This is a genomic window from Micromonospora sp. CNB394 (assembly GCF_000374985.1).
Taxonomy (GTDB): domain Bacteria; phylum Actinomycetota; class Actinomycetes; order Mycobacteriales; family Micromonosporaceae; genus Micromonospora; species Micromonospora marina.
In genome coordinates this window covers 1-21,771 of sequence record NZ_KB895860.1, presented here as the reverse complement: position 1 = coordinate 21,771, position 21,771 = coordinate 1, and the positions used below count along the sequence as shown (strand labels likewise).

Below are 21,771 nucleotides of genomic sequence, written 5' to 3'. Positions count from 1 at the left end.
TCGGCGCCCGCCACGAGCAGAGGTCGCTGGCCGGGCTGGGCTGCGGACCGCGCCACTTTCCCTGCACACCGACCGGCGGCGCGGCAGGATGGTACGCGTGACGACTCCAGAGGCGACCGGCTACCGGATCGAACGCGACTCGATGGGCGAGGTGGAGGTGCCCGCCGAGGCGCTGTGGCGGGCGCAGACCCAGCGTGCGGTGCAGAACTTCCCGATCTCGGGGCGCGGCCTGGAACCGGCCCAGATCAAGGCATTGGCCCAGATCAAGGGCGCGGCGGCCCTGGTCAACGGTGAGCTGGGCGTGATCGACACGGACGTGGCGCAGGCGATCGCCACCGCCGCCGCGCACGTGGCCGAGGGCGGCTACGACGACCAGTTCCCGGTGGACGTGTTCCAGACCGGCTCCGGCACCTCGTCCAACATGAACACCAACGAGGTGATCGCCACGCTGGCGAGCCGCGAGCTGGGCCGGGACGTGCACCCGAACGACCACGTCAACGCGTCGCAGTCCAGCAACGACGTGTTCCCCACGTCGATCCACCTGGCCGCCACCCAGTTCGTGGTGGAGGACCTGATCCCGTCGCTGAAGCAGCTCGCGGGCGCGCTTGAGGAGAAGGCGGCCGAGTTCGAGACGGTGGTCAAGGCCGGGCGGACCCACCTGATGGACGCCACTCCGGTCACGCTCGGGCAGGAGTTCGGCGGCTACGCCGCGCAGGTGCGCTACGGCGTCGAGCGGCTGGAGGCGGCGCTGCCCCGCCTGGCCGAGCTGCCGCTGGGCGGCACCGCTGTGGGTACCGGCATCAACACGCCGCTGGGCTTCGCCGACCGGGTGATCGGCAAGCTGCGGGAGTCGACCGGGCTGCCGTTGACCGAGGCGCGGAACCACTTCGAGGCGCAGGGCGCCCGCGACGCGCTGGTGGAGACGTCCGGCCAGCTCCGTACCGTCGCGGTCGGCCTCTACAAGATCGCCAACGACGTGCGGTGGATGGGCTCCGGCCCGCGCGCCGGGCTGCGTGAGCTGCGCATCCCGGACCTCCAGCCGGGGTCGTCGATCATGCCGGGCAAGGTGAACCCGGTGGTGGCCGAGGCGATGCGGCAGGTCTGCGCCCAGGTGATCGGCAACGACGCGGCGGTGGCCTTCGCCGGCTCGCAGGGCGACTTCGAGCTGAACGTGATGCTCCCGGTGATGGGCCGCAACCTGCTGGAGTCGATCAAGCTGATCGCCGCGTCGAGCCGCCTGTTCACCGAGCGCCTGGTGGCCGGCCTGGTCGCCGACGCCGAGGTCTGCCTGGCGTACGCGGAGGGCTCGCCGTCGATCGTCACCCCGCTCAACCGCCACCTGGGGTACGACGAGGCCGCCTCGATCGCCAAGGAGGCGCTGGCCAAGCAGGTGTCCATCCGCGAGGTGGTGATCGCCCGGGGGCACGTCGACTCCGGCAAGCTCACCGAGACCCAGCTGGACGAGGCCCTGGACCTGCTCCGGATGACCCACCCCTGAGCCGGTGCCGGTAATTGCCTCGACCCGTCACGGTGGGCGCGGAATGATCCGACCGTGCGTGACGACGGCGGCGTGTTGCTGGAGACCGCGCGGCTGACGCTGCGCCGGTTCACGATGGACGACGTGGACCGGCTGGTGGCGCTGGACGCCGACCCGGAGGTCATGCGCTTCCTGACCGGCGGTGCGCCGACCTCGGCCCGGACGTTCCGGGACGAGGTCCTGCCCCGGATGCTCGCGCAGTACGCCCGGCACCCCGGGCTCGGCCGCTGGGCGACGCTCGACCGGTTCACCGGCGAGTTCCTCGGCTGGCACTCGCTCGACCCGTCCGGCGACGGCGTCGAGGCGGAACTGGGCTACCGGCTGCGCCGCGCCACGTGGGGACACGGGCTGGCCACCGAGGGCGCGCGGGCGCTGGTGCGGCACGCGTTCGACACGGTCGGCGTCCGCCGGGTGTGGGCTCAGACGATGGCGGTCAACGACCGCTCCCGCGCGGTCATGGCCCGCGCCGGGTTGCGCTACGTCCGCACCTTCCACCTGACCTTCGACGACCCGATTGCGGGTACGGAGCACGGCGAGGTGGAGTGCGAGCTGCGCCGCGACGCCTGGCCCGCGACCCGTCAGGAGTGGGACGCGGCGGCCCTGCGGGCCCGGTAGGCGCTCACCGCGGCCCGGTTGCCGCAGCCGGCGTCGCAGAACCGGCGGGACCGGTTCCGGGACAGGTCGACGAGCACGTTGTTGCAGTCGGGGTGGTCGCAGTGCCGCAGCCGGCTCAGCTCGCCCATCCGGACCAGGTCGGCCATCGCCATCGCGGCCTCGACCGCCATCCGGGTCGCCAGCGGCGCGTCCCGCGGCACGGCGTGCACGTGGTACGGCTCGTCGTCGTGCCGGACGAGTTGCGGCAGGGCGTGTGACTCGCGCAGCAGGCCGTTGACGATCGCCACCACCTCGTCGGTGTCGGCGTACCAGATGCGGCGCAGCCGGGGCCGCAGCGCGCGGACCTGGCGCAGTTCGACGTCGGTGTGCTCGTGCCGGCCGCTCCACCCGTGGGTGGTGAAGAAGGCGTCCAGTGCGGGAACGTCGGGCAGTCCGTCCCGGCCGCCGGCGGTGTTCACCAGCGCGGCGGCGGCGACCAGCGCGCATTCGGTGTCATGAGCGAAAAGCAACTTGACTCCTGTCGGAGGCGACGCCTAGCGTCATCAGCATAACTTCCCTTGACTCATGACCAGGAGATGCCGGTGCGTGAACGGTCAAGCGTCGGGCTCGGCCTGGCACTGCTTTCCGCGATCACGTTCGCCACCTCGGGCACCTTCGCCCGCCCGCTGATCACCGGCGAGTGGTCGGCGGTCGCGGTGGTAATCGCCCGGGTCGGCATCGCCGCCCTGGTGCTCGCCGTCCCCGCCCTGCTGGCGCTGCGCGGTAGGTGGGCGGTGCTGCGCCGCAACGCGGGAAGCGTGGTGCTGTTCGGGCTGCTCGGCGTGGCCACGGCGCAGGCGTGCTTCTTCAACGCGGTCCGCTACCTCCCGGTCGGCGTGGCGCTCCTGCTGGAATACCTCGGCATCGTGCTCGTGGTCGGATGGATGTGGCTGGTCCACGGGCAGCGCCCCCGACTGCTCACAGTGGCCGGCTCGGTCACCGCCCTGTGCGGGCTCGGGCTCGTCCTCGACCTCACCGGCGCCGGTCGGCTCGACCCGGTGGGCGTGCTCTGGGGCCTCGGCGCGGGCGTCGGACTGGCCGGATACTTCGTCATCGCCGGCCGGATCGACGCGGGCCTGCCTTCGGTGGTGATGGCCAGCGGCGGCATGGCCGTCGGCGCGCTGGCGCTGCTGCTGCTCGGCGGCATCGGAGCGCTGCCGCTCGCCGCCGGCACCGCCGACGTCACCTTCGGCGGGCACCGGGTGAGCTGGCTGGTGCCGATCGCCGGGCTGTCGCTGATCGCCGCCGTGGTCGCGTACCTCGCCGGGGTCGCCGGCACCCGGCTGCTCGGGGCACGGCTGTCCTCCTTCGTAGGGCTCACCGAGGTGATGTTCGCGGTGCTGATCGCCTGGCTGGTGCTCGACGAACTGCCCAGCCTGATCCAGCTGGCCGGTGGCGCGCTCATCCTCGGCGGCGTCGCCCTGGTCCGGGCGGACGAACTGCGGGGCACACCGTCGGCGCCGGCGACTGCCCCGGCCGAGCCGGTGCTGACCGGCGAGCGATGAGCGGGCCACGTGGCGCCGTCGTCTTCGACGCCGACGAGACACTCGTCGACCTGCGCCCGGCGGTCACCGGCGCGCTCGTCGCCGTACTCGAGGAGATGCGGCGGCGGACCCCGGCGGCGGCTGGGGTGGTGCTCGCGGACCTGGAGGAGGACTGGGGTGCGGTCTTCGGCGCGCTCAGCGCCGTCCCGGTGCAGGAGATCCGGCGGATCGCCCTGACCCGTTCGCTGGCCCGGGCCGGGCTGGAGGCGGACCTGGACGAGTTCGCGGCGCTGTTCTTCGCCCGCCGGTACGAGCTGAGCCGCCCCTTCCCGGACGTACTGCCCGCGCTGGCGGCGCTGCGCCCGCACCACCTGCTGGGCTTCGCCACCAACGGCAACAGCCGCGCCGAACGCTGCGGCCTCGCCGGGCAGTTCGCCTTCGAGCTGTACGCGCACGAGGGCGGCCTGCCCAAGAAGCCGGCGCCGGAGTTCTTCGCGGCGGTGGTGGCGGCGACCGGGCTGCCGGCGTCGCGGATCGTCCACGTCGGTGACTCGCCGGAGCACGACGTGGTGGCCGCTCAGCGGGCCGGGCTGCGTGCCGTCTGGCTCAACCGGGCCGGACTGCCCCGCCCTCGCGGCCTCGAACCGGACGCCGAGGTGTCCACGCTGGCCGAACTACCGGCGGCCCTGATCACCGTGACGAACGCGAATGCCTAGTTGCGGCCGATAACGGACTTCGATCTGGCGGAACCCGCTCCCGTGATGTGGGATGGCACCACGTCCCTCAACGAGAGGATCTGATGTGGTGAGCAAGCGCTTCACCGTCGGCGCGGTCGCGGCTGCGGCCTCGCTGGCACTCACGGTGACCGGTCTGAGCGTTCCGGCGAACGCCGCGCTGTCGGAGAACCGGACCTTCACCGTGCTGGCCGAGAGCGGTGTCTCCGGCGACGCCGCGGTCGCCGCGATCACCGCCGCTGGCGGCAAGGTCGTCGCCCGCACCGACGAGGTCGGTCTGTTCCAGGTCACCAGCGACCGCGCGGACTTCGCCAGCCGGGCGACCGCGGCCGCCGCGCTGGTCGGCGCGGCCGAGGAGAAGGCGATCGGCCGCAAGCCGAAGCTGGACCGGGTCGAGCAGGAGCACCTGCTGGCCGCCGCGGCGACCAAGGGCAAGGCCGCCAGGAACAACGGCAAGAAGATGGACGCGCTCGACGACAAGCTCTGGGGTCTGGACATGATCCGGGCCGACAAGGCCCGCAAGGTCGAGCCGGGCGACCGCCGGGTCACCGTCGGTGTCCTGGACACCGGCGTCGACGCCAGCCAGCCCGACCTGGCGCCGAACTTCAACTGGGCGCTGTCGCGCAACTTCGCCCCGGACATCCCCGAGGTCGACGGCCCGTGCGAGGTGGCGAGTTGCCTCGACCCGGTCGGTACCGACGACGGCGGGCACGGCACGCACGTGGCCGGCACCATCGGCGCCGCCGCGAACGGCTTCGGCCTCTCCGGCGTCGCCCCGAACGTCTCCCTGGTCGATCTGAAGGGTGGCCAGGACAGCGGCTACTTCTTCCTCAACCCGGTGGTCAACGCCCTGGTGCACGCTGGTCGCTCCGGGCTGGACGTGGTCAACATGTCCTTCTACGTCGACCCGTGGCTCTACAACTGCACCGCCAACCCGGTCGACTCGCCGGAGGCGCAGGCCGAGCAGCGCACCATCATCGAGGCCATGAAGCGGGCGCTGAACTTCGCCCACCGCAAGGGCGTCACCCTCGTCGGCTCGCTCGGCAACAACCACGAGGACCTGGGCGCGCCGCGCACCGACGTGAGCAGCCCGGACTACGGCGCCGACCCGTACCCGCGCCCGATCGACAACGCGACCTGCTGGGATCTGCCGGTCGAGGGCCCGCACGTGATCGGCGTGTCGGCGGTCGGCCCGTCCGGCAAGAAGTCCGACTACTCGAACTACGGCACCGAGCAGATCTCGGTGGCGGCGCCGGGTGGCTGGTTCCGGGACGGCTTCGGCACCGACACGTACCGCACCGACGCCAACATGATCCTCTCCACGTACCCCAAGAAGGTGCTCCAGGAGGAGGGGGCGGTCGACGAGGACGGCAACATCGTCGCCGGCTTCGAGGACTCGGTGTTCAAGCAGTGCACCGCCAAGGGTGAGTGTGGCTACTACACCTACCTCCAGGGCACCTCGATGGCGTCCCCGCACGTCTCGGGCGTGGCGGCGCTGATCGTCAGCAAGCACGGCAAGAAGGAGGGGCGCAACGGCTACGGCATGGCCCCGGACCTGGTCGAGCAGCACCTCTACCGGACGGCGGCCGAGCACGCCTGCCCGGAGCCGCGGCTGCAGAGCTACACCGACGAGGGCCGGGACGCCGAGTTCGACGCGTACTGCGCGGGCTCGCTGAACTTCAACGGCTTTTACGGCTACGGCATCGTCGACGCCTACGCCGCGGTGAAGACCCCGGTCAAGCCGAACGTCCGACCGTAACGACTCTTTCCCCCGAGGTGGCGGTGTCCGGAGCTCCGGACACCGCCACCTCGGCGTTCCGGGGTCCGCACGGCGGCGGACCGCGTCTCGGCGGTTGGTGGCGCGGCGGGGTGGTGGGGCGGCGGCGGGTGGGGCGGCGGGCGGTGTCACGGGCGCCACCCTCGGGCCACCAGCGCGGCGCGGATCTCCCGCACCAGGGCGGGAAAATCCTTGTGCAGACGGCGGCCGGTCGCATGCAGCACGAGCCAGCCGGCCTCGACGAGCTGGTTGAGCCGCGGCCGGTCGAGGTGCATCCGGTCCGCGTCGGAGTGCCACAGACCGTCGTACTCGACGGCGACCCGGAACTCCGGCCAGGCCAGATCGGGGTGCAGGATCAGGCCGGTCGACACGCGCACCGGATGCTGGGCCACCGGACGCGGCAGGCCGGCGAAGACGAGGCGTACCCGCAGGTGCGACTCGGGCGGGGACTGGGCCAGCCCGTCCGACAGGCCGAAGACCCACGACGCCCGCCGCCCACCGGGACGACAGGCGTTGCGGGCCGCCTCGCTCGCCAGCGCCGACCGGTTCACCGAGCCGGCGCGCAGCAGCCCGTCGATGATGCCGACCGCCTTCACGGGATCGGCCCAGACCGCGGTCTCCCAGGCGCAGGCGGCCGGCTCGGTCCGTGGCGGCGGCCCGGTCATGATCATCGTCGGGCCGAGGGTCGTGGGTGCGAACGGGTTCGATGCCGCGGCTGAGGGTGGGGTGGTTGGACCGGGCGGCCCGGGGCGGTTGCGGGGGTCGGCCGGGTGCGGCGATCTGGTCCGGCCCGGTGGGCGGTCGACCGCCGTCGGTGCTGCGCCGGGTGGGCTCGTGCCCGCGGGTGGGCTCGTTCGCGCGGGTGCGTCGGCGCCGACGGGGACCAGGAGGCCGCTGCGGGTGCTCGACATCGGGGCGTGGTGCACCCGGACACCCGGCTGGGAGTCGGCCCGGACCGTGGCCGGCAGCAGGACGTGCACGTCGTCGTCGAAGCCGGCGGCGTGCTCGACCCCGTGCAGGTAGGCCGCCGAAGGGCCGGCGATCGTCGCGCCGGGTGGCATGCGCAGCAGCGCCGCGCGGCAGGCCAGCGCGTGGTCGCGGGCGAGCCGCGCGTCGGCGTAGACGTCCTGCCGGAGCCGGATCCAGGACGCGCCCCGCAGATGGTGCCGGGACAGCAGCCCGCGCCGGATCGCTTCCGAGCCCCGGAAGACCTGCCAGGCCAACTCCGGTGGGCGATGAGGATGAGGTGGCATGTGACGAGCGTGGCGGCGCGCGGGTCGAGATCGGTACCCCTGTGGACAGCCGTGGCCGTGCCGCCTGCCGCGCCCTGTGGACAACCCCCGACCGGTTCTGTCCGTGTGCTATGGCCCTCGACCTGCACATGATCCACAGACGTACGAAGGTCAGGAGAGAGCGGCGGCCACCGCCCCGGCGGCTGCCGTCACCTGGGCGCCGACCTCGGCCACGTCGAGCGGGGTCAGCGACACCACCCCGACGCTGCCCTCCAGACCGGGCACGCCGAGCACCGGTGCCGCCACCCCGAACGCGCCTGACTGAAGCTCACCGCTGGTGCTCACCGGCCCCGGATCGCCGGCCCGCCCGGCCAGTACCGCCCGACCGGCGGCGCCCCGCTCCAGCGGATGCCGGGTGCCGGTCCGGTACGCCACGTGGAACGACGTCCAGCTCGGTTCGACCACCGCGAGCGCGACCCCCTCGCCGCCCTCGACCACTGTCAGGTGGGCGGTCGCCCCGCTCCCCTCGGCGAGCCGGCGCAGCGCCGGCAGCGCCCCCTCGGCCAGCAGCGGCTGGGCGCGGCGCGCCAGGTGCAGCACGCCCACACCGATGCGCAGGCGGCCCTCGCCGTCGCGCCGGAGCATCCCGTGGCCGGTCAACGCGCCGACCAGCCGGTAGACGGCCGCGCGGCCGATGCCCAGCCGGTGCGCCGCCTCGGTGACGGTGAGCCCGCCCGGCGCGTCCGCGACCAGGTGCAGCAGCCGCAGGCCCCGGTCCAGGGTCTGTGCCGTCTCTCCCGTGCGCGCCGCCGTGTCCACAGCACGCAGCGTACGACCCGGCTCCGGCCAACCCGGAAATGTGCGGACGGCTACCCTTGTGAGGTGACGCTACGCCTGTATGACACCGCCACCCGATCGGTGCGGGACTTCGTCCCGCGGGAAGCCGGCAAGGTGGGGGTCTACCTGTGTGGTCTCACGCTCCAGGCCCCGCCGCACATCGGCCACCTTCGCTCCGGCGTCAACTACGACGTGCTGCGCCGCTGGCTGCTGAGCAAGGGCTTCGAGGTCACGTTCATCCGCAACCTGACCGACATCGACGACAAGGTCCTGGCCAAGGCGATGGAGCACGGCCGGCCGTTCTGGTCGATCGCGTACGCCAACGAGCAGATCCTCACCGCCTCCTACCGGGCGCTCAACGTGCTCCCGCCGACGTACGAGCCGCGGGCCACCGGGCACGTCCCGGAGATGCACGAGCTGATCGCCCGGCTGATCGAGACCGGCCACGCCTACCCGGCGACCGACGGTTCCGGCGACGTCTACTTCGACGTGGCGTCCTGGCCCGCGTACGGCTCGCTGTCCGGCCAGACCCCGGCGGACATGCAGCCCGCCGGCGACAGCCCCGACCGGGGCAAGCGGGATCCGCGTGACTTCGCGCTCTGGAAGGGTGCCAAGCCGGGCGAACCGGCCGACGCCTACTGGCCGTCGCCGTGGGGTCGCGGGCGACCCGGCTGGCACATCGAGTGCTCGGCCATGTGCTGGCGCTACCTGGGCCCCGAGTTCGACATCCACGGCGGCGGGCTCGACCTGACGTTCCCGCACCACGAGAACGAGATCGCCCAGTCGCAGGCCGCCGACCTGCCGTTCGCCCGCTACTGGGTGCACCACGGCCTGCTCGGCATCGGCGGCACCAAGATGGGCAAGTCGCTCGGCAACACGCTCGACCTCGACTACGTGGCCTCGCTCGGCGTGCGCCCGGTCGAGCTGCGCTACTACTACGTCGCGGCGCACTACCGGTCCCGCATCGACTACTCCGAGGACGCGCTGCGGGAGGCCGCCGTCGCGTACCGGCGGATCGAGGGCTTCGTGCAGCGGGCGGCCGAGCGGGTCGGCCCGGGCCGACCCGGCGACCTGCTGGGCGGTTTCGTGGCCGCGATGGACGACGACCTCAACACGTCGGCGGCACTGGCGGCGCTGCACGAGGTGGTCCGCGACGGCAACACCGCACTCACCGCCGGTGACTATGTGACCGTCCGCACGACGCTGTCCGCCACCCGGGCGATGCTGGATATCCTCGGCGTCGACCCCCTGGACCCGGCCTGGACCGGCGGCGGCCGCACGGACGACCTGCGCGGCGTGGTGGACTCTCTGATCGCGCTGGCTCTGGAGCAGCGCGCGCAGGCCCGCAGCCGCAAGGACTGGGCTGCCGCCGACGCCGTACGCGACCAGCTCAAGCAGGCAGGCGTGGTTGTCGAGGACACCCCCCAGGGCCCGCGTTGGACTATTGGAGAGCAGGACTGATGGCCGGCAACTCGCAGCGCCGTGGCCGGCGACTGACGCCGAAGGCGGGCGCCCCCAAGGGCACCGGTGGCAAGAACAAGGACTCCCTGGCCGGGCGGGGCCGCACGCTGCCCGCCGACGAGCGGCCCTGGCACAAGGCGTACTCGGGCACCGAGAAGCTGCCCCAGCGCACCGCCTGGAAGCAGGACAAGGAACGCCGCGCGGCCGCCGAGGAGGGCCGCGCGCCGAAGATCGGTCAGCCCGGCACCAAGGACACCACCTGGGGCAAGGGCAGCCGGGCCGGTGTGCCACTCAAGGGCGGCAAGGGCAAGCCCGCCGGCCGGGGCGGTCCCCGGGTCGCGCCGGGCCGCAAGGCCAACCCGGCGAAGGACAGCCCCGAACTGCTGGTCGGGCGCAACCCGGTGCTGGAGTCGCTGCGCACCCAGGTGCCCGCGACCGCGCTCTACACCGCCCAGGGCATCGACATCGACGACCGGGTCAAGGAGATCGTCCGCACCGCCGCGGACCGCGGCATCGCGATCCTCGAGGTCAGCCGCGCCGAGCTGGACCGGATGACCGGCGGCGTGCTACACCAGGGCGTCGGCCTCCAGGTGCCGCCGTTCGCCTACGAGCCGTTCGACGATCTGGTCGCCACCGCGCTGGAGCAGGCCGCCCCGCTGCTGGTCGCGCTGGACGGCGTCACCGACCCGCGCAACCTCGGCGCGGTCATCCGCTCTGCCGCCGCGTTCGGCGCGCAGGGTGTGTTCGTACCCGAACGGCGTGCCGCCGGGATCACCGCGACCGCCTGGCGGACCAGCGCGGGCGCGGCCGCGCGCGTGCCGGTCGCGCAGGTGACCAACCTGACCCGGTCGCTCAAGGCGTGCAAGGAGGCCGGCTTCGTCGTGGTCGGCCTGGACGCCGACGGACAGACCGACCTGTACGACCTGGAGGCCGCCGTCGGCCCGCTCGTCGTGGTGGTCGGCTCGGAGGGGCGCGGGCTGTCCCGCCTGGTCGGGGAGACCTGCGACCTCACCGTCAGCATCCCGATGGTCTCCGACGTGGAGTCGCTCAACGCCAGCGTCGCCGCCGCGGTCACGCTCGCCGAGGTCGCCCGTCGCCGGTCCGTCGAGGTCTGACCCGGGAACAACAGAAAGGGGCGGTCCGCCGTGGCGGGCCGCCCCTTTCTCGCGTACGTCAGATCCGCTGGCCGCTGGCAGCGTGGAAGACGTGGCTGCGGCCGGTACGCGGCTTGACGAACACGGTGTCACCCATGTTCGGCATGCTGCGCCGGTCGGTACGGACCACGAACCGCTCGTTGTGGCCCTCGAGCGCGGCGTGGCCGTAGATGTTGGCGTCCGAGCCCAGGTCCTCGACCAGCTCGACCACGACCGGCATGCCACCCTCGGACGGGCTGACCAGGTCGCAGTCCTCCGGACGGAAACCGACTGTGACCTTGCCGTCGCCGCCCTCGGCGCGGGCCGCCTGGACCTGCTCGCGGGTCAGCGGCACGATCATCTCGGCGAAGGCGCCGCCCTGGTCGGTCAGCTTCACCGTCTTGATGTTCATGGCGGGAGAGCCCATGAAGCCGGCGACGAAGACGTTGGCCGGGGTGTCGTAGAGCGCCCGCGGGGTGTCCACCTGCTGGAGCACGCCGTCGAGCATGACCGCCACCCGGTGACCCATGGTCATGGCCTCGACCTGGTCGTGGGTGACGTAGACGGTGGTGACACCCAGCTTCGCCTGGAGCGAGGCGATCTGGGTGCGGGTCTGCACGCGCAGCTTGGCGTCGAGGTTCGACAGCGGCTCGTCCATGAGGAAGACCTGCGGCTCGCGGACGATCGCCCGGCCCATGGCGACACGCTGGCGCTGACCGCCGGAGAGCGCCTTCGGCTTGCGGCTGAGGAACTCCTCCAACTGGAGCAGCCCGGCCGCCTCCTTGACCCGCCGGTCGATCTCCGACTTCGAGGTCTTGCGCAGCTTGAGGGCGAACGCCATGTTCTCGTACACCGTCATGTGCGGGTAGAGAGCGTAGTTCTGGAAGACCATCGCGATGTCGCGGGCCTTCGGCGGGAGGTGGGTGACGTCCCGGTCGTCGATGTAGATCGCGCCGTCGTCGACGTCCTCCAGGCCGGCGAGCATCCGGAGGCTGGTGGACTTACCGCAGCCGGACGGACCGACCAGGACGAGGAACTCCCCGTCACCGATCTGGAGGTCGAGCTGGTTGACGGCGGGGCGCTCGGTGCCCGGATAGATCCGGGACGCCTTCGCGTAGGTGACCGTAGCCATGATGGAGCGCTTCCTTTCACCGGCAGGAACGTGCCGGACGATCCGAGTGAAGGAGCGACCGGCGCCCAAGGCACCGGCCAACGGGGTCGCCGCTCAGGCGGCCGAGGCCGGCCGGAGTGTCGTCCGTGTCACTGCACGGTAAACGGCTTTCGCGATCGTGCCAAGGCGTGGCACGTGGGATGGGACGGATCGCATACGCATATCGGTCAGGAAGGCACTGCGAGGCATCAATCTCCCCACCCGTGAGCGCGGCGGGGCGATGTTCCATCGGTCGTGCCGGTCGGGATGCCGACGTTTTCCGTGCTCGGGAGCCCTGCGAGGCGGGATTTCCGGGGCTCAGTCGCTATGCTGAGCGCGACGCACGCGCCCCTGTAGCTCAGCTGGCCAGAGCACTCGCCTTGTAAGCGAGATGTCGCCGGTTCGATCCCGGCCGGGGGCTCCAATTCCACAAAGGCGTTCCGGGGCCGATGCCGCCGCGGGACGCCCGGCTCCGTCAGCAGCGCCACGACGGCACCCCGCGCGAGGGTCAGGCGGGCCCACGGGCGTCGGCCCCGGCCGGCTCCCAGAGCTGGACCATGTTGCCCTCCGGATCTCTGAGGCTCGCGAACCTGCCGTTCGGGTACTCCTCGGGGTCCACCTCGACGTCGATACCCGCGTCGCGTAGCTGGCCGACCATCGCGTCCAGGTCGTCGACGCGGAAGTTGAGCGACCAGGAATACTCGGGGCCGCCGAAGTGCTCGGAGTCCGCCGGCATGGCTGCCAGGACGGTAGGACCGGGCTTCTGCCACCAGGAGGACACGTCGTAGGACTCCGGTGCCAGTTCGACGCCGAGATGGGTGGCGTACCAGTGGTTGATCCGGTCCGGGTCGTGGGCGCGGAAGAAGACGCCGCCGATGCCCGTCACGCGTTCCACGATGTCTTCTCCCCGCCGGGCGATTTTCCGTGCCCTCTCGGACCTGGCTGAGCCTGCCGGCTTCAGGCTAGACCCGATCCGGGCGGGATTCGACTGCGCTGGGTCGTAACGGTCGCCGGATACCGCGAAGCTGGCGGCGACGAACCCGGGTGCCAGGAACGGGGTGACCATGCCGGCTTCATGCGCTGGCTCACCGTCGACGTGCCGGGCGACCCGGGCCGGGAGATCCTGCTGGAGAAGCCGGCCCGCCGGCCCTGGACCCGAAGACCGCCGAGCAGGTCCGGGAGCAGCTGACCAAGGACGCCGCGGGCGGGTTGCTGTTCTTCACCACCGACGACGCGCACGAGACGTACGCGGACCTGGTCGCGAAGGGCGTGGGCTAGTCTCGCGGTCCCCGACCGTGGAGGTGCCGATGCCCAGCCGCCTGCTCTACCTGGTCCGTCACGGCGAGCAGGACCGGCCGGAGGAGGAGGCGGACACCGGACTGTCCGAGCGGGGCCGGCGGCAGGCGACGCTGCTGGGCGAGCGGCTGCGCGGGGCCGGGCTCACCGCCGTACACCATGGGCCGGCCCGCCGGGCCGCGGAGACCGCCGCGCTGGTCGCGGCGTCGCTACCAGGTGTCCCGGTACGCGCGGACGAGCGCGCCGGCGACCACATGCCGCACGACACCGACCCGGCCGGTCTGCCGGAGTCGTACGCGGAGTTCCTGGCCGGCTTCACCGAGCGGGAGCGGCGCGACGGGCCGCGCGTCACCGCGGAGGCGGTGGCCCGGTTCGCCACCGCCCCCACCGAGGGGGACGTACGCGAACTGGTCGTCACCCACAACTTCCTGGTGGCCTGGCTGGTGCTGAACGCGTTGGACGCGCCGGAGCGCCGGTGGATCGGGCTCAACCAGCAGAACTGCGGGCTCACCGTGATCCGCTACGGCTCGGGCGGACCGCCGGCGCTCATCGCGTTCAACGACGTCGCCCACCTGCCGCCCGAGCTGCGCGCCACCGGCCTGCCCGACGACTACCGAATCTGACTCAGGCGCGTAGCTTCACCACGGCGTCGGCCACGGCGCGGGCGGACTGCGGGTTCTGGCCGGTCACCAGGCGCCCGTCGACCACCACGTGTTCGGTGAAGTCCGGTGCCGGTACGTGCTGCGCGCCCGCTTCGCCGAGCTTGTCGGCGAGCAGGAACGGCACCTCGTCGGTGAGGCCGACGGCCGCCTCCTCGCTGTTGGTGAACCCGGCCACCCGCTTGCCGGCGACGAGCCGGGAGCCGTCGGAGAGGGTGAGGTTCACCAGCGCCGCCGGGCCGTGGCAGACGGCGGCCACCACGCCGCCGCGCTCGTAGACCGAGCGGGCGATCCGGGCCAGGTCGGGGTCGTCGGGGAAGTCCCACATGGTGCCGTGACCACCGGCGAAGAGGATCACGTCGTACCGCTCCGGGTCGACGTCGGCGGCCTTCGGGGTGTCGGTGACGCCGGCGGTGGCGAGGAAGTCGTTCTGGGTGCTGTCGTTCTCGTCCCGCCCGTCGACTGGCGGTTCCCCGCCGGCCACCGACGCCAGGTCGACGTCGTACCCGGCGGCCCGGAACACCTCCCACGGCTCGGCGGCCTCGCCGACGTAGTAGCCGGTCGAGCGGCCGGTGCGGCCCAGCTCGGAGTGACTGGTCAGGGCGATGAGTGCGCGAGTCATGCCGTCCATGCTGGCGTGGCCGCCGTCCGCCGGCCATAGGCCGATGTCACAGCGGCAGGGGGTTTGAGAGCCGGATCAGCCGGTGGCGCGGGTGAGCAGTTCGACCACCTCGGCGGTGACGGCCGGCTGCCGGGCGACGGGCCCGCAGTCCACGTACCCGCTCTCGGCCGGGCCGACGGTGAGCCGGTAGGTGAACCCGTCGGCGCAGTTGTCCGGGTTCGCGTCGGTCAGCCTCCACGCCCCGCTGACCCTGAGCACCACCGCCAAGGTCGGCGCGGACGCGGCCAAGGCCAGCGCCCGCAAGACGTTCTCCGGCTCCCTCACCTCGGTCGGCGCGCCGGAGCTGTTCGTCGACGCGAGCAGCGGCAAGGGCCGGCTCGCCTGGGAGACCGTCGCGACGGGCTGGAAGGCGGACAAGCAGACGCCGTCCAAGCTGCACGTCCTCACCGACGCCACCACCGGCAAGGTGATCGGCTCGTACGACGAGATCGAGACGGTGGCCGGCACCGGCCAGGGCGTCTACACCGGCTCGGTCACCATCGACACGACGCAGTCCGGCAGCTTGTACCAGATGATCGACCCGGTGCGCGGCAACGGCCGTACCTGCGACATGAACAACGGGACCTCCACCTGCACCACGTTCACCGACGCGGACAACACCTGGGGCAACGGCGCGACCTCGAACCGGCAGTCGGCCGCCGTGGACGCCCACTTCGGCGCCGCCAAGACGTTCGACTACTTCAAGAACGTGCACGGCCGCAACGGCATCTTCGGCGACGGCCAGGGCGTGCCGAGCCGGGTGCACTACGGCAACAACTACGTCAACGCCTTCTGGGACGGTTCCCAGATGACCTACGGCGACGGCTCGGGCAACTCCCGCCCGCTGGTCTCGCTGGACGTCGCCGGACACGAGATGAGCCACGGCGTCACCGAGGCGCTGGCCGGGCTGGTCTACTCCGGTGAGTCCGGCGGCCTCAACGAGGCCACCAGCGACATCTTCGGCAACATGGTGGAGTTCTACGCCGCCGCGCCGAGCGACCCGGGCGACTACCAGGTCGGCGAGAAGATCAACATCAACGGCAACGGTACGCCGCTGCGCTACATGTACAACCCGTCGCTGGACGGCTCGTCCGACTCCTGCTGGTCCACCAGCACGAAGAACAAGGACGTGCACTACTCCTCCGGCGTCGGCAACCACTTCTTCTTCAACCTCGCCGAGGGCACCGGCGCCACCGCGTACGGCACCTCGCCGGTCTGCGGCTCGGCCCCGGCGGTGACCGGCATCGGCCGCGCCAAGGCGGAGAAGATCTGGTACCGGGCGCTCGACGTGTACTTCACCTCGAACACCCAGTACGTCAGCACCAGCAACCCGGCCAACACCGCCCGCGCGTACACCCTGCGGGCCGCGACCGACCTGTACGGGAACTGCTCCACCGAGTACAAGACCGTGCAGGCCGCGTGGACCGCGGTGAACGTCGCCGGCAACGACGCGCCCTGCAGCTCGACCGGCAACAAGAACGTGCAGGTGCTCAACGCGTCCGGCTCGGTGCTCGCCACGCTGGCGACCTACTCGAACCTGAACAAGGCCAGCGGCTACAGCCAGAAGTCGTTCTCCCTGGCGGCGTACGCCGGGCAGACCGTCACGCTGAAGTTCACCGGCACCGAGGACAGCTCGCTGCAGACCTCGTTCGTGCTCGACGACACCGCTGTCAACGTCTCCTGACCTGACGGCCCGGTCCCGGGGCCCGGCGGCCACCCCACGCGGGTGGTCGCCGGGCCCCGCCCGTTACGGTCGGACCCATGTCCGACGCGGAACTGACCGTCACCCTGGACGGCCCGGTGGCCACTGTCGTCATCCACAACCCGGCCCGGCGCAACGCCATGACCCCGGCCATGTGGCGGCAGCTTCCCGTGCTGCTCGACGGCCTGGAAACCGACCCGGCGGTCCGGGTCCTGGTGCTCACCGGCGCGGGCGGCACGTTCTGCGCGGGCGCCGACCTGGGCGACCTGGACGAGCTGCTGGCCGCCGGTGACGGCAGCATCGCGGTGGCCGCCGAGGAACGGCTCGCCGCGTTCGGCCGCCCCACCGTCGCCGCGATCGAGGGCGCCTGCGTGGGCGGCGGCTGCCAGCTCGCCGTCGCCTGCGACCTGCGCCTGGCCTCGACGGAAGCCCGATTCGGCGTACCCCCGGCCCGGCTCGGCCTGGTCTACCCGGCGCCGACCACGCGGCGGCTGGCCGCGCTGGTCGGGCCGTCCGCGGCCAAGCACCTGCTGTTCACCAGCGAGCTGGTCGACGCCGAGCGGGCGCTGCGGATCGGCCTGGTGGACGAGGTGCTGCCGGACGGGGAGCTGGCCGGGCGGGTGGCGGCGCTGACCGCCGCCATCGCCGAGCGGTCCCGGCTCACGGTGACCGCCGCCAAGGAGATCGTTGACGGGCGTGCCGACGCCGACCGGCTCGCCTGGTGGCACGCCCAGGTGCGGGACAGCGGCGAGGCCCGCGAAGGGGTGGCGGCGATCAACGAGCGCCGGCCGCCGCGCTTCGGCTGGACCCCGCCCGCCTAGCGCGGACCGCCGTTTGACCGCCTCCCGCATCGGGTATGTCGATGCCTGCGGAGACGGGGGTCTGGGATGGACGATCAGGCACACCTGATCCGGCGAGGGACTCGCCGGTTTCTGGCGCTGGCTCTCGCGGCGCCGTTGCTGGGCGGGGTGATCGGTGCGTTGATCGTCGGCCAGGTGGCCGACGAGGGCTGGGCGACCCGGTCGGCGGGGCAGTCGCCGGAGTGGGCAAGAATCACCGGGATCGTGCTCATCGTGGTCGGCGTACTGGTCGAGTTGGGCGCCCTCGTGTGGGCCGCCCGGCGAGGGCGGCTCCGGTCCAGTCGACGGTCCCCGCTCTGGGCGATGAGCATGCGGAAGCGGTCCCGGCTGGTGAAGCAGGTGCGGCGCGGCGGGACCGCACCCGACGCCGACCTGCCGACGCTCACGGTCGTCGCCCGCCAGATGGTGGACGGCGGCTGGTGGGCTGTTCTCGCGGCCGGGCTCGTGGTGTTCAACCTCGGTCAGGTGCTCGCATGGTTCACCTCCGGCGTGGCGCTGGCGATCTTCGGTCTGGCGGCGGCGCTGTTCGCGTTGACGGGCTGGCGGGTCCACCGGGACGCCCGCCGGGCGGAGGCGTTCCTCCGGCACCGCGCGTCCGAGCCGACTGCGGTCTGAGAGAGACCGTCGGGTAACACGGCGCCGTCCGAGATCTTGGAGGACTTCGGCCCCGATGAGGGCCGTCCCCTTCCCAAGGTCTGGATCGGTGGGGGTGGGACCGGCGGGCGCGGCGCCGGGACGTACTCCCGACACCGCCCCCTGTGCCCGCCGGCCGTCCGTCACCGCGCCAGTGCGGCCCAGCTCGGCGTCACCGGCTCCCGCCGCAGCGGCATGCCCGCCTCGGCCGGGGTCCGGTCGCCCTTACGCTGGTTGCACGCGTAGCAGGCGGCGGTGGTGTTCCCCCAGGTGTTCCGGCCACCGCGCGAGCGGGGCAGGATGTGGTCGATCGTGCTCGCCGCACCGTCGCAGTAGGTGCACCGCCGCCGGTCCCGCGCCAGCACCCCGGCCCGGGACCAGGCCGGGCCGGCGCTGAACCGCCAGCGGGTCACCACGTACCGGACGAGGCGGACCACCCGCGGCAGCGGGAAGACGCCGATCACCCGGTCGGGCTCGGCCTCGTGGATCTCGGCGACCCTGCGGCAGAGCATCCGGATCGCGTGTTTGACGGTGACCCGGTGCAGCGGGCCGAGGTCGGCGTTGATGACGAGGACGGCGTCCACCGGGCTCTCCCTTCACGATCGGCGGTACGGCGACGAAAAAGCCGCCCGGTCCACGGGACCGGGCGGCGACGACGGGTACGCGCGATGCGCGTCAGTCGTGCCCCCCGGGCCAGGGACCATGTTCCCGGCAGCCGTCGCCGAGCAGCCACGACGGCATCGTGGTGGCGGATCGCAGCGACATCGACGGCTCCCGGAACGGTGGTTGACCTTGCGCGCTCACGGTAGATCGATGCGGGAATCGCCGGCAACGTATTTCGATCCGTGGTCGGCGGGCCGCCGTTGCCGTCCGGCGCGGCCGGCCCGCCGCGCGGCGGCGAGCGGCCGGTCGATCCGGGCGGTCATCTGCACCACCAGCTCGCTGTCCAGCAGCGGGCGGTTCACCTCGGCCGCCACCGTCAGCGTGGGCGTGGAGATCGACCGCCAGATCGCGGTGAGCCCGGCGCCGAGGCCGACGAGCGCCACCGCCGCCCGGGTGGTGGGCGAGCCGGCCGCGGCGGCGGCGCTGACCCCGACCACCGCCAGCAGCACCACCAGCAGGGGCGCCAGCACCGGCCAGAAGATGCCCCGGGCCGCCTGTGCCACGAGCTTCCGGTCCCGGATGACGACGTTGCGGGCGATCACCGCCCAGTTCTCCTCGTCCAGCAGGTCGCGCGGGTGCAGGCCGCCGGTCAGCACGTCCTGCCACAGGTCGCCCTGGTTGCGCAGCTCGCGGGCAAGCTCGGCGGGCCCGGCCTCGCCCGGGTCGCCCACCGTGGCGCGACCGACCGCCGCGGCCCAAGCGGCGAGCGAACGGCGCACCACGGCGGCCGAGTACGGCGGCAGCACGCTCGCCAGCTCGTCCAGCCACCTGCTGATCTGGAGGTGCCGGCCGCCGAAGCGCGCGGCGAGCTGGTCGGCGTCGCCGCGTCGCACGGTGTCGGCGAGCGAGCGCCCGAGCCGGTACGCCACCCCCACCCGGTGGTTCGTGGCCATCGTCCAGCGCAGCACGTCGATGTTGAGGTCGTCGAGCGCGCGCAGCAGCGGTTCCCGGCCGGACCCGGTGGCGCCCCGGGCGGCGGCGGTGGACGGCACGGTACGGCCGTCCGTGGTGAGCGGCGCGATCTGGGCCAGCGCGACGTCCACGCCGTCGAGGTACATGCCGAGCCGGTGGCGTCCGGCCAGCTCGGTCAGGTTCGACAGCTTCGGCGGCGCGGGCGACTGCCGGTGCCCGTCCCCGGTCAGGTCGGCGGTCTGCGCGTGGTGGTAGGCGTCCGCCATGGACCAGCCGAGCCGCAGCGCGGTGACCACCGCGGTCCGTTCGTCCCGTGGCGTTCCGTGCTCCTCGTCGCGCCGATCCCGCGTCGCGGTGCTCACCGCCCGACCTCCCGTGTCACCGGATCAGTCGAGCGTAAAGCGGTTTTTATGCGCCTACGACCTTTTCGCGCCGACAGTGCCCGCCAGCAGGCCGCGCGGCCGGATCGACCGGACCGGCTCGGCCGCCGCACCCTCGGCCCGCAGGATGTGGTTCGCGGCGATGATGCCGGTGGCCGCCGACCGTTCCATCAGGGCGCTCGGGAACTCGGTGCGGATGCCGTCCCCGGCCAGGTAAAGGCCCGGCGCGTCGGTACGTACCCCCGGACGCCAGGCGTGGCTGCCCGGCGTGAACGCCGGGGCCTGCGCCTCGACGCGGGCCCGCAGCTCGCGAACCCGCAGCTCGGCGACCTCCGGCCAGAGCGCGGTCAACTCCCTCAGCATGCGCGCCGCCAGCTCGTCGGCCGGCACGTCCGGCTCGCAGGCGTACGCGTGCAGCTCCATCACCGAGCCGCCGGTCCGCTCGGCCCAGCGGCGGGGTTCGTCCTCCAGCCGGTGGTAGAGCGTCACCGAGTCCAGCGTCGGCTGCCGGGAGACGCCGCTGAACACCGCACGATCCGCCCGGACGTCCCCGTCCATCCAGTAGCGCGCCACCGCGTACGGCGGGCCGGGCGTACCGAACGCGGGCATCCGCGCCGCCAGCTCGGGCGCCGCCGCGGCCAGGCCGGGGGAGGCGTCGACGAGCGCGGCGAGCGCCGGCGGGTCCACCGCGAGCACCACGTGCGGCGCCTCCCAGACGTCGCCGTCGGTGCCGGTCACCCGCCACCCCGCCGGGGTACGGTCCATCCGGGCCGCCGCCGCGCCGGTCAGCACCCGGCCGCCGTGCTTCTCCACGTACCCGGTCAGCGGCTCCCAGATCGCCGTGCCGTAGTCCCGGTCCGGGCAGTCGAAGGCCAGCCCTTCCGGGTTGCCGAGCAGATAGAAGTGGAACTGCGCGATCATCTCCGCGGCCGACATCTCCGCCTCGTGGTTGAAGAACGAGTGCGAGAAGACCTCGAACAGCATGGCCCGCGCCCGGTCCGGCAGCCGCAGCGAGGTGAGCAGCTCGTCCGCGGTGCGCTCGTCGAACTCCTCGTACGTTCGTACCGGGTCGTAGGTGAGCAGCGGCAGCGCCGCGTCCCGGTCCATCGTGCGCAAATCGGCCAGGCGCAGGCTGGGGCTGCGCAGCAGCAGCGCCAGCAGGTTCGCCGGCGGCGCGGGCGGAAGCTTGCCGAACTCCTCGGTCGGCCACTGCTCGGACAGGATCGGGTAGCCCGGGATCGGCTTGAGGAAGCCCAGCGCCGGGTCGACCCGGCGCAGGATCGACCGCCAGTTCCAGTACTGCCGGAAGAACGCGTGGAAGCCGTGCTCGTTGCGCTGGACGCCGTCGGGTAACTCCTCCGGCCAGGCGCCGAGCCGTCCGCCGAGGTGCGGCGCCGCCTCCAGCACCGTCACCGCCACCCCGCGCTCGGCCAGCACCACCGCCGCCGACATGCCCGCAATGCCGCCGCCGACCACGAGCGCCGGGACCGGTCGCGGCACGCGGTCGGTGCCACCGCCGCCCGGGTCCACGACGTGCTCGCGTACGCCGATCAGGCGGCCTACCACTTGCGACAGACTCACGGGGACATCCTCCAGTCGGCGGTCCCCCCAGTCTGCCCGAGGTGTAAGGAAGGGACCCCTTTTAACGCATACGGATGTGCGGGGCCCCTTCTTAACGCCGGGGGGCCCGCGCTGCGTGCGCCACGGGGCGCGGGTGGGTCAGGTGTTATTGAGGGGTAGGGCAAATGTGCCGTGGTTATTCTGCGGCGTAGCGGACTTCGGGCTTGCCGAAGAAGGCTTTCACCGTGGCTGGCTGGTTCTGCCGGCGGCGTAGGTGCCGGCTGGCTGCGGTGGCCAGATCTGTAGGGCTGGCCGGGCGGGCTTGTGCGACATGGTGTTTGACGTCGTGGTTGAGCAGTTCCACGGGGTTGAGTTCAGGGGCGTAGCCGGGCAGGAAGTGCATCTCGATGTCGTCGGTGCGCTCGGTGAGCCAGTCGCGGATCATG

Annotated in this window: 22 protein-coding genes and 1 tRNA gene; 12 read left to right on the top strand and 11 right to left on the bottom strand. The window is 72.5% G+C overall.

Annotation, left to right across the window (positions count from 1 at the left end; translation table 11 throughout):
- Positions 1-88: 88 nt before the first annotated feature.
- Both C569_RS0126015 and C569_RS0126010 read left to right on the top strand, forming a co-directional pair.
- A complete protein-coding gene (locus C569_RS0126015; protein WP_018788671.1) occupies positions 89-1,498 on the top strand; it encodes a class II fumarate hydratase in 1,410 nt (469 codons plus the stop codon).
- 54 nt (positions 1,499-1,552) lie between these two features.
- Positions 1,553-2,152, top strand: a complete 600-nt coding sequence (locus C569_RS0126010; RefSeq protein WP_018788670.1) for a GNAT family N-acetyltransferase — start codon at positions 1,553-1,555, stop codon at positions 2,150-2,152.
- Here the strand turns inward: C569_RS0126010 and C569_RS0126005 are convergent.
- Positions 2,116-2,661 (bottom strand): CGNR zinc finger domain-containing protein, encoded by a 546-nt coding sequence (locus C569_RS0126005; protein WP_018788669.1) that lies wholly within the window; start codon positions 2,659-2,661, stop codon positions 2,116-2,118. The two genes, C569_RS0126010 and C569_RS0126005, sit on opposite strands and share 37 nt — an antisense overlap.
- Before the next feature lie 66 nt (positions 2,662-2,727).
- On the opposite strand from C569_RS0126005, the gene C569_RS0126000 reads away from it, so the two are divergent.
- From C569_RS0126000 to C569_RS0125990, 3 genes are all read left to right on the top strand, one after another.
- Positions 2,728-3,696, top strand: coding sequence for an EamA family transporter (locus tag C569_RS0126000; RefSeq protein WP_018788668.1), 969 nt, complete (start codon positions 2,728-2,730; stop codon positions 3,694-3,696).
- Positions 3,693-4,391, top strand: coding sequence for an HAD family hydrolase (locus C569_RS0125995; protein WP_018788667.1), 699 nt, complete (start codon positions 3,693-3,695; stop codon positions 4,389-4,391). The genes C569_RS0126000 and C569_RS0125995 overlap by 4 nt, the downstream gene beginning before the upstream one ends.
- An 88-nt stretch (positions 4,392-4,479) precedes the next feature.
- A complete protein-coding gene (locus tag C569_RS0125990; RefSeq protein WP_026268653.1) occupies positions 4,480-6,168 on the top strand; it encodes a S8 family serine peptidase in 1,689 nt (562 codons plus the stop codon).
- Between the two features lie 146 nt (positions 6,169-6,314).
- On the opposite strand, the gene C569_RS0125985 is transcribed toward C569_RS0125990, so the two are convergent.
- Both C569_RS0125985 and C569_RS0125980 read right to left on the bottom strand, forming a co-directional pair.
- Entirely contained in the window at positions 6,315-7,439 is a 1,125-nt protein-coding gene (locus C569_RS0125985; RefSeq protein ID WP_051090540.1) for a hypothetical protein, read from the bottom strand.
- A gap of 150 nt (positions 7,440-7,589) precedes the next feature.
- Positions 7,590-8,237: an IclR family transcriptional regulator gene (locus tag C569_RS0125980; RefSeq protein ID WP_018788664.1), complete on the bottom strand. Its 648-nt coding sequence runs from the start codon at positions 8,235-8,237 to the stop codon at positions 7,590-7,592.
- 63 nt (positions 8,238-8,300) lie between these two features.
- Here C569_RS0125980 and cysS point away from each other — a divergent pair, with 63 nt between their 5' ends.
- Positions 8,301-9,716 carry a cysteine--tRNA ligase gene (cysS, locus tag C569_RS0125975; RefSeq protein WP_018788663.1) on the top strand — a complete coding sequence of 472 codons (1,416 nt, stop codon included), beginning with the start codon at positions 8,301-8,303 and terminating at the stop codon, positions 9,714-9,716.
- Positions 9,716-10,831, top strand: coding sequence for a 23S rRNA (guanosine(2251)-2'-O)-methyltransferase RlmB (gene rlmB / locus C569_RS0125970; RefSeq protein WP_018788662.1), 1,116 nt, complete (start codon positions 9,716-9,718; stop codon positions 10,829-10,831). The genes cysS and rlmB overlap by 1 nt, the downstream gene beginning before the upstream one ends.
- Positions 10,832-10,889: 58 nt before the next feature.
- On the opposite strand, the gene C569_RS0125965 is transcribed toward rlmB, so the two are convergent.
- Positions 10,890-11,981 (bottom strand): ABC transporter ATP-binding protein, encoded by a 1,092-nt coding sequence (locus C569_RS0125965; RefSeq protein ID WP_018788661.1) that lies wholly within the window; start codon positions 11,979-11,981, stop codon positions 10,890-10,892.
- Positions 11,982-12,346: 365 nt separating this feature from the next.
- Here C569_RS0125965 and C569_RS0125960 point away from each other — a divergent pair.
- Positions 12,347-12,423: transfer RNA gene (locus C569_RS0125960), tRNA-Thr, on the top strand.
- Between the two features lie 84 nt (positions 12,424-12,507).
- On the opposite strand, the gene C569_RS0125955 is transcribed toward C569_RS0125960, so the two are convergent.
- Positions 12,508-12,894 carry a VOC family protein gene (locus C569_RS0125955; protein WP_018788660.1) on the bottom strand — a complete coding sequence of 129 codons (387 nt, stop codon included), beginning with the start codon at positions 12,892-12,894 and terminating at the stop codon, positions 12,508-12,510.
- Between the two features lie 412 nt (positions 12,895-13,306).
- Between C569_RS0125955 and C569_RS0125950 the strand changes: the two genes are divergently transcribed.
- Entirely contained in the window at positions 13,307-13,918 is a 612-nt protein-coding gene (locus C569_RS0125950) for a histidine phosphatase family protein (protein WP_026268652.1), read from the top strand.
- Between the two features lies 1 nt (position 13,919).
- On the opposite strand, the gene C569_RS0125945 is transcribed toward C569_RS0125950, so the two are convergent.
- Complete coding sequence (locus C569_RS0125945) at positions 13,920-14,576, bottom strand: type 1 glutamine amidotransferase domain-containing protein (protein WP_231394893.1); 657 nt, start codon at positions 14,574-14,576, stop codon at positions 13,920-13,922.
- 75 nt (positions 14,577-14,651) lie between these two features.
- On the bottom strand, positions 14,652-14,834 hold the full coding sequence (locus tag C569_RS0125940) for a hypothetical protein (protein ID WP_155945613.1): 183 nt from the start codon (positions 14,832-14,834) through the stop codon (positions 14,652-14,654).
- Here C569_RS0125940 and C569_RS0125935 point away from each other — a divergent pair.
- The 3 genes from C569_RS0125935 to C569_RS0125925 all read left to right on the top strand — a co-directional run bounded on the left by C569_RS0125935 (position 14,785) and on the right by C569_RS0125925 (position 17,792).
- The gene (locus C569_RS0125935) at positions 14,785-16,299 is read left to right on the top strand and encodes a M4 family metallopeptidase (protein WP_018788656.1); all 1,515 of its coding nucleotides are present in this window, start codon (positions 14,785-14,787) and stop codon (positions 16,297-16,299) included. The genes C569_RS0125940 and C569_RS0125935 overlap by 50 nt on opposite strands.
- A 77-nt stretch (positions 16,300-16,376) precedes the next feature.
- The gene (locus C569_RS0125930) at positions 16,377-17,138 is read left to right on the top strand and encodes an enoyl-CoA hydratase/isomerase family protein (protein ID WP_018788655.1); all 762 of its coding nucleotides are present in this window, start codon (positions 16,377-16,379) and stop codon (positions 17,136-17,138) included.
- Positions 17,139-17,204: 66 nt separating this feature from the next.
- On the top strand, positions 17,205-17,792 hold the full coding sequence (locus C569_RS0125925; RefSeq protein WP_018788654.1) for a hypothetical protein: 588 nt from the start codon (positions 17,205-17,207) through the stop codon (positions 17,790-17,792).
- Between the two features lie 161 nt (positions 17,793-17,953).
- Here C569_RS0125925 and C569_RS0125920 read toward each other — a convergent pair whose 3' ends face one another.
- The 4 genes from C569_RS0125920 to C569_RS31090 form a co-directional block, all read right to left on the bottom strand.
- On the bottom strand, positions 17,954-18,394 hold the full coding sequence (locus C569_RS0125920) for an HNH endonuclease (RefSeq protein WP_018788653.1): 441 nt from the start codon (positions 18,392-18,394) through the stop codon (positions 17,954-17,956).
- Positions 18,395-18,610: 216 nt separating this feature from the next.
- A complete protein-coding gene (locus C569_RS0125915; protein ID WP_018788652.1) occupies positions 18,611-19,747 on the bottom strand; it encodes a hypothetical protein in 1,137 nt (378 codons plus the stop codon).
- Positions 19,748-19,801: 54 nt separating this feature from the next.
- Positions 19,802-21,346 (bottom strand): FAD-dependent oxidoreductase, encoded by a 1,545-nt coding sequence (locus tag C569_RS0125910; protein WP_026268651.1) that lies wholly within the window; start codon positions 21,344-21,346, stop codon positions 19,802-19,804.
- Positions 21,347-21,521: 175 nt separating this feature from the next.
- Positions 21,522-21,771: transposase (locus C569_RS31090; RefSeq protein ID WP_018788020.1), on the bottom strand; the 250-nt coding region annotated here is incomplete at its 5' end.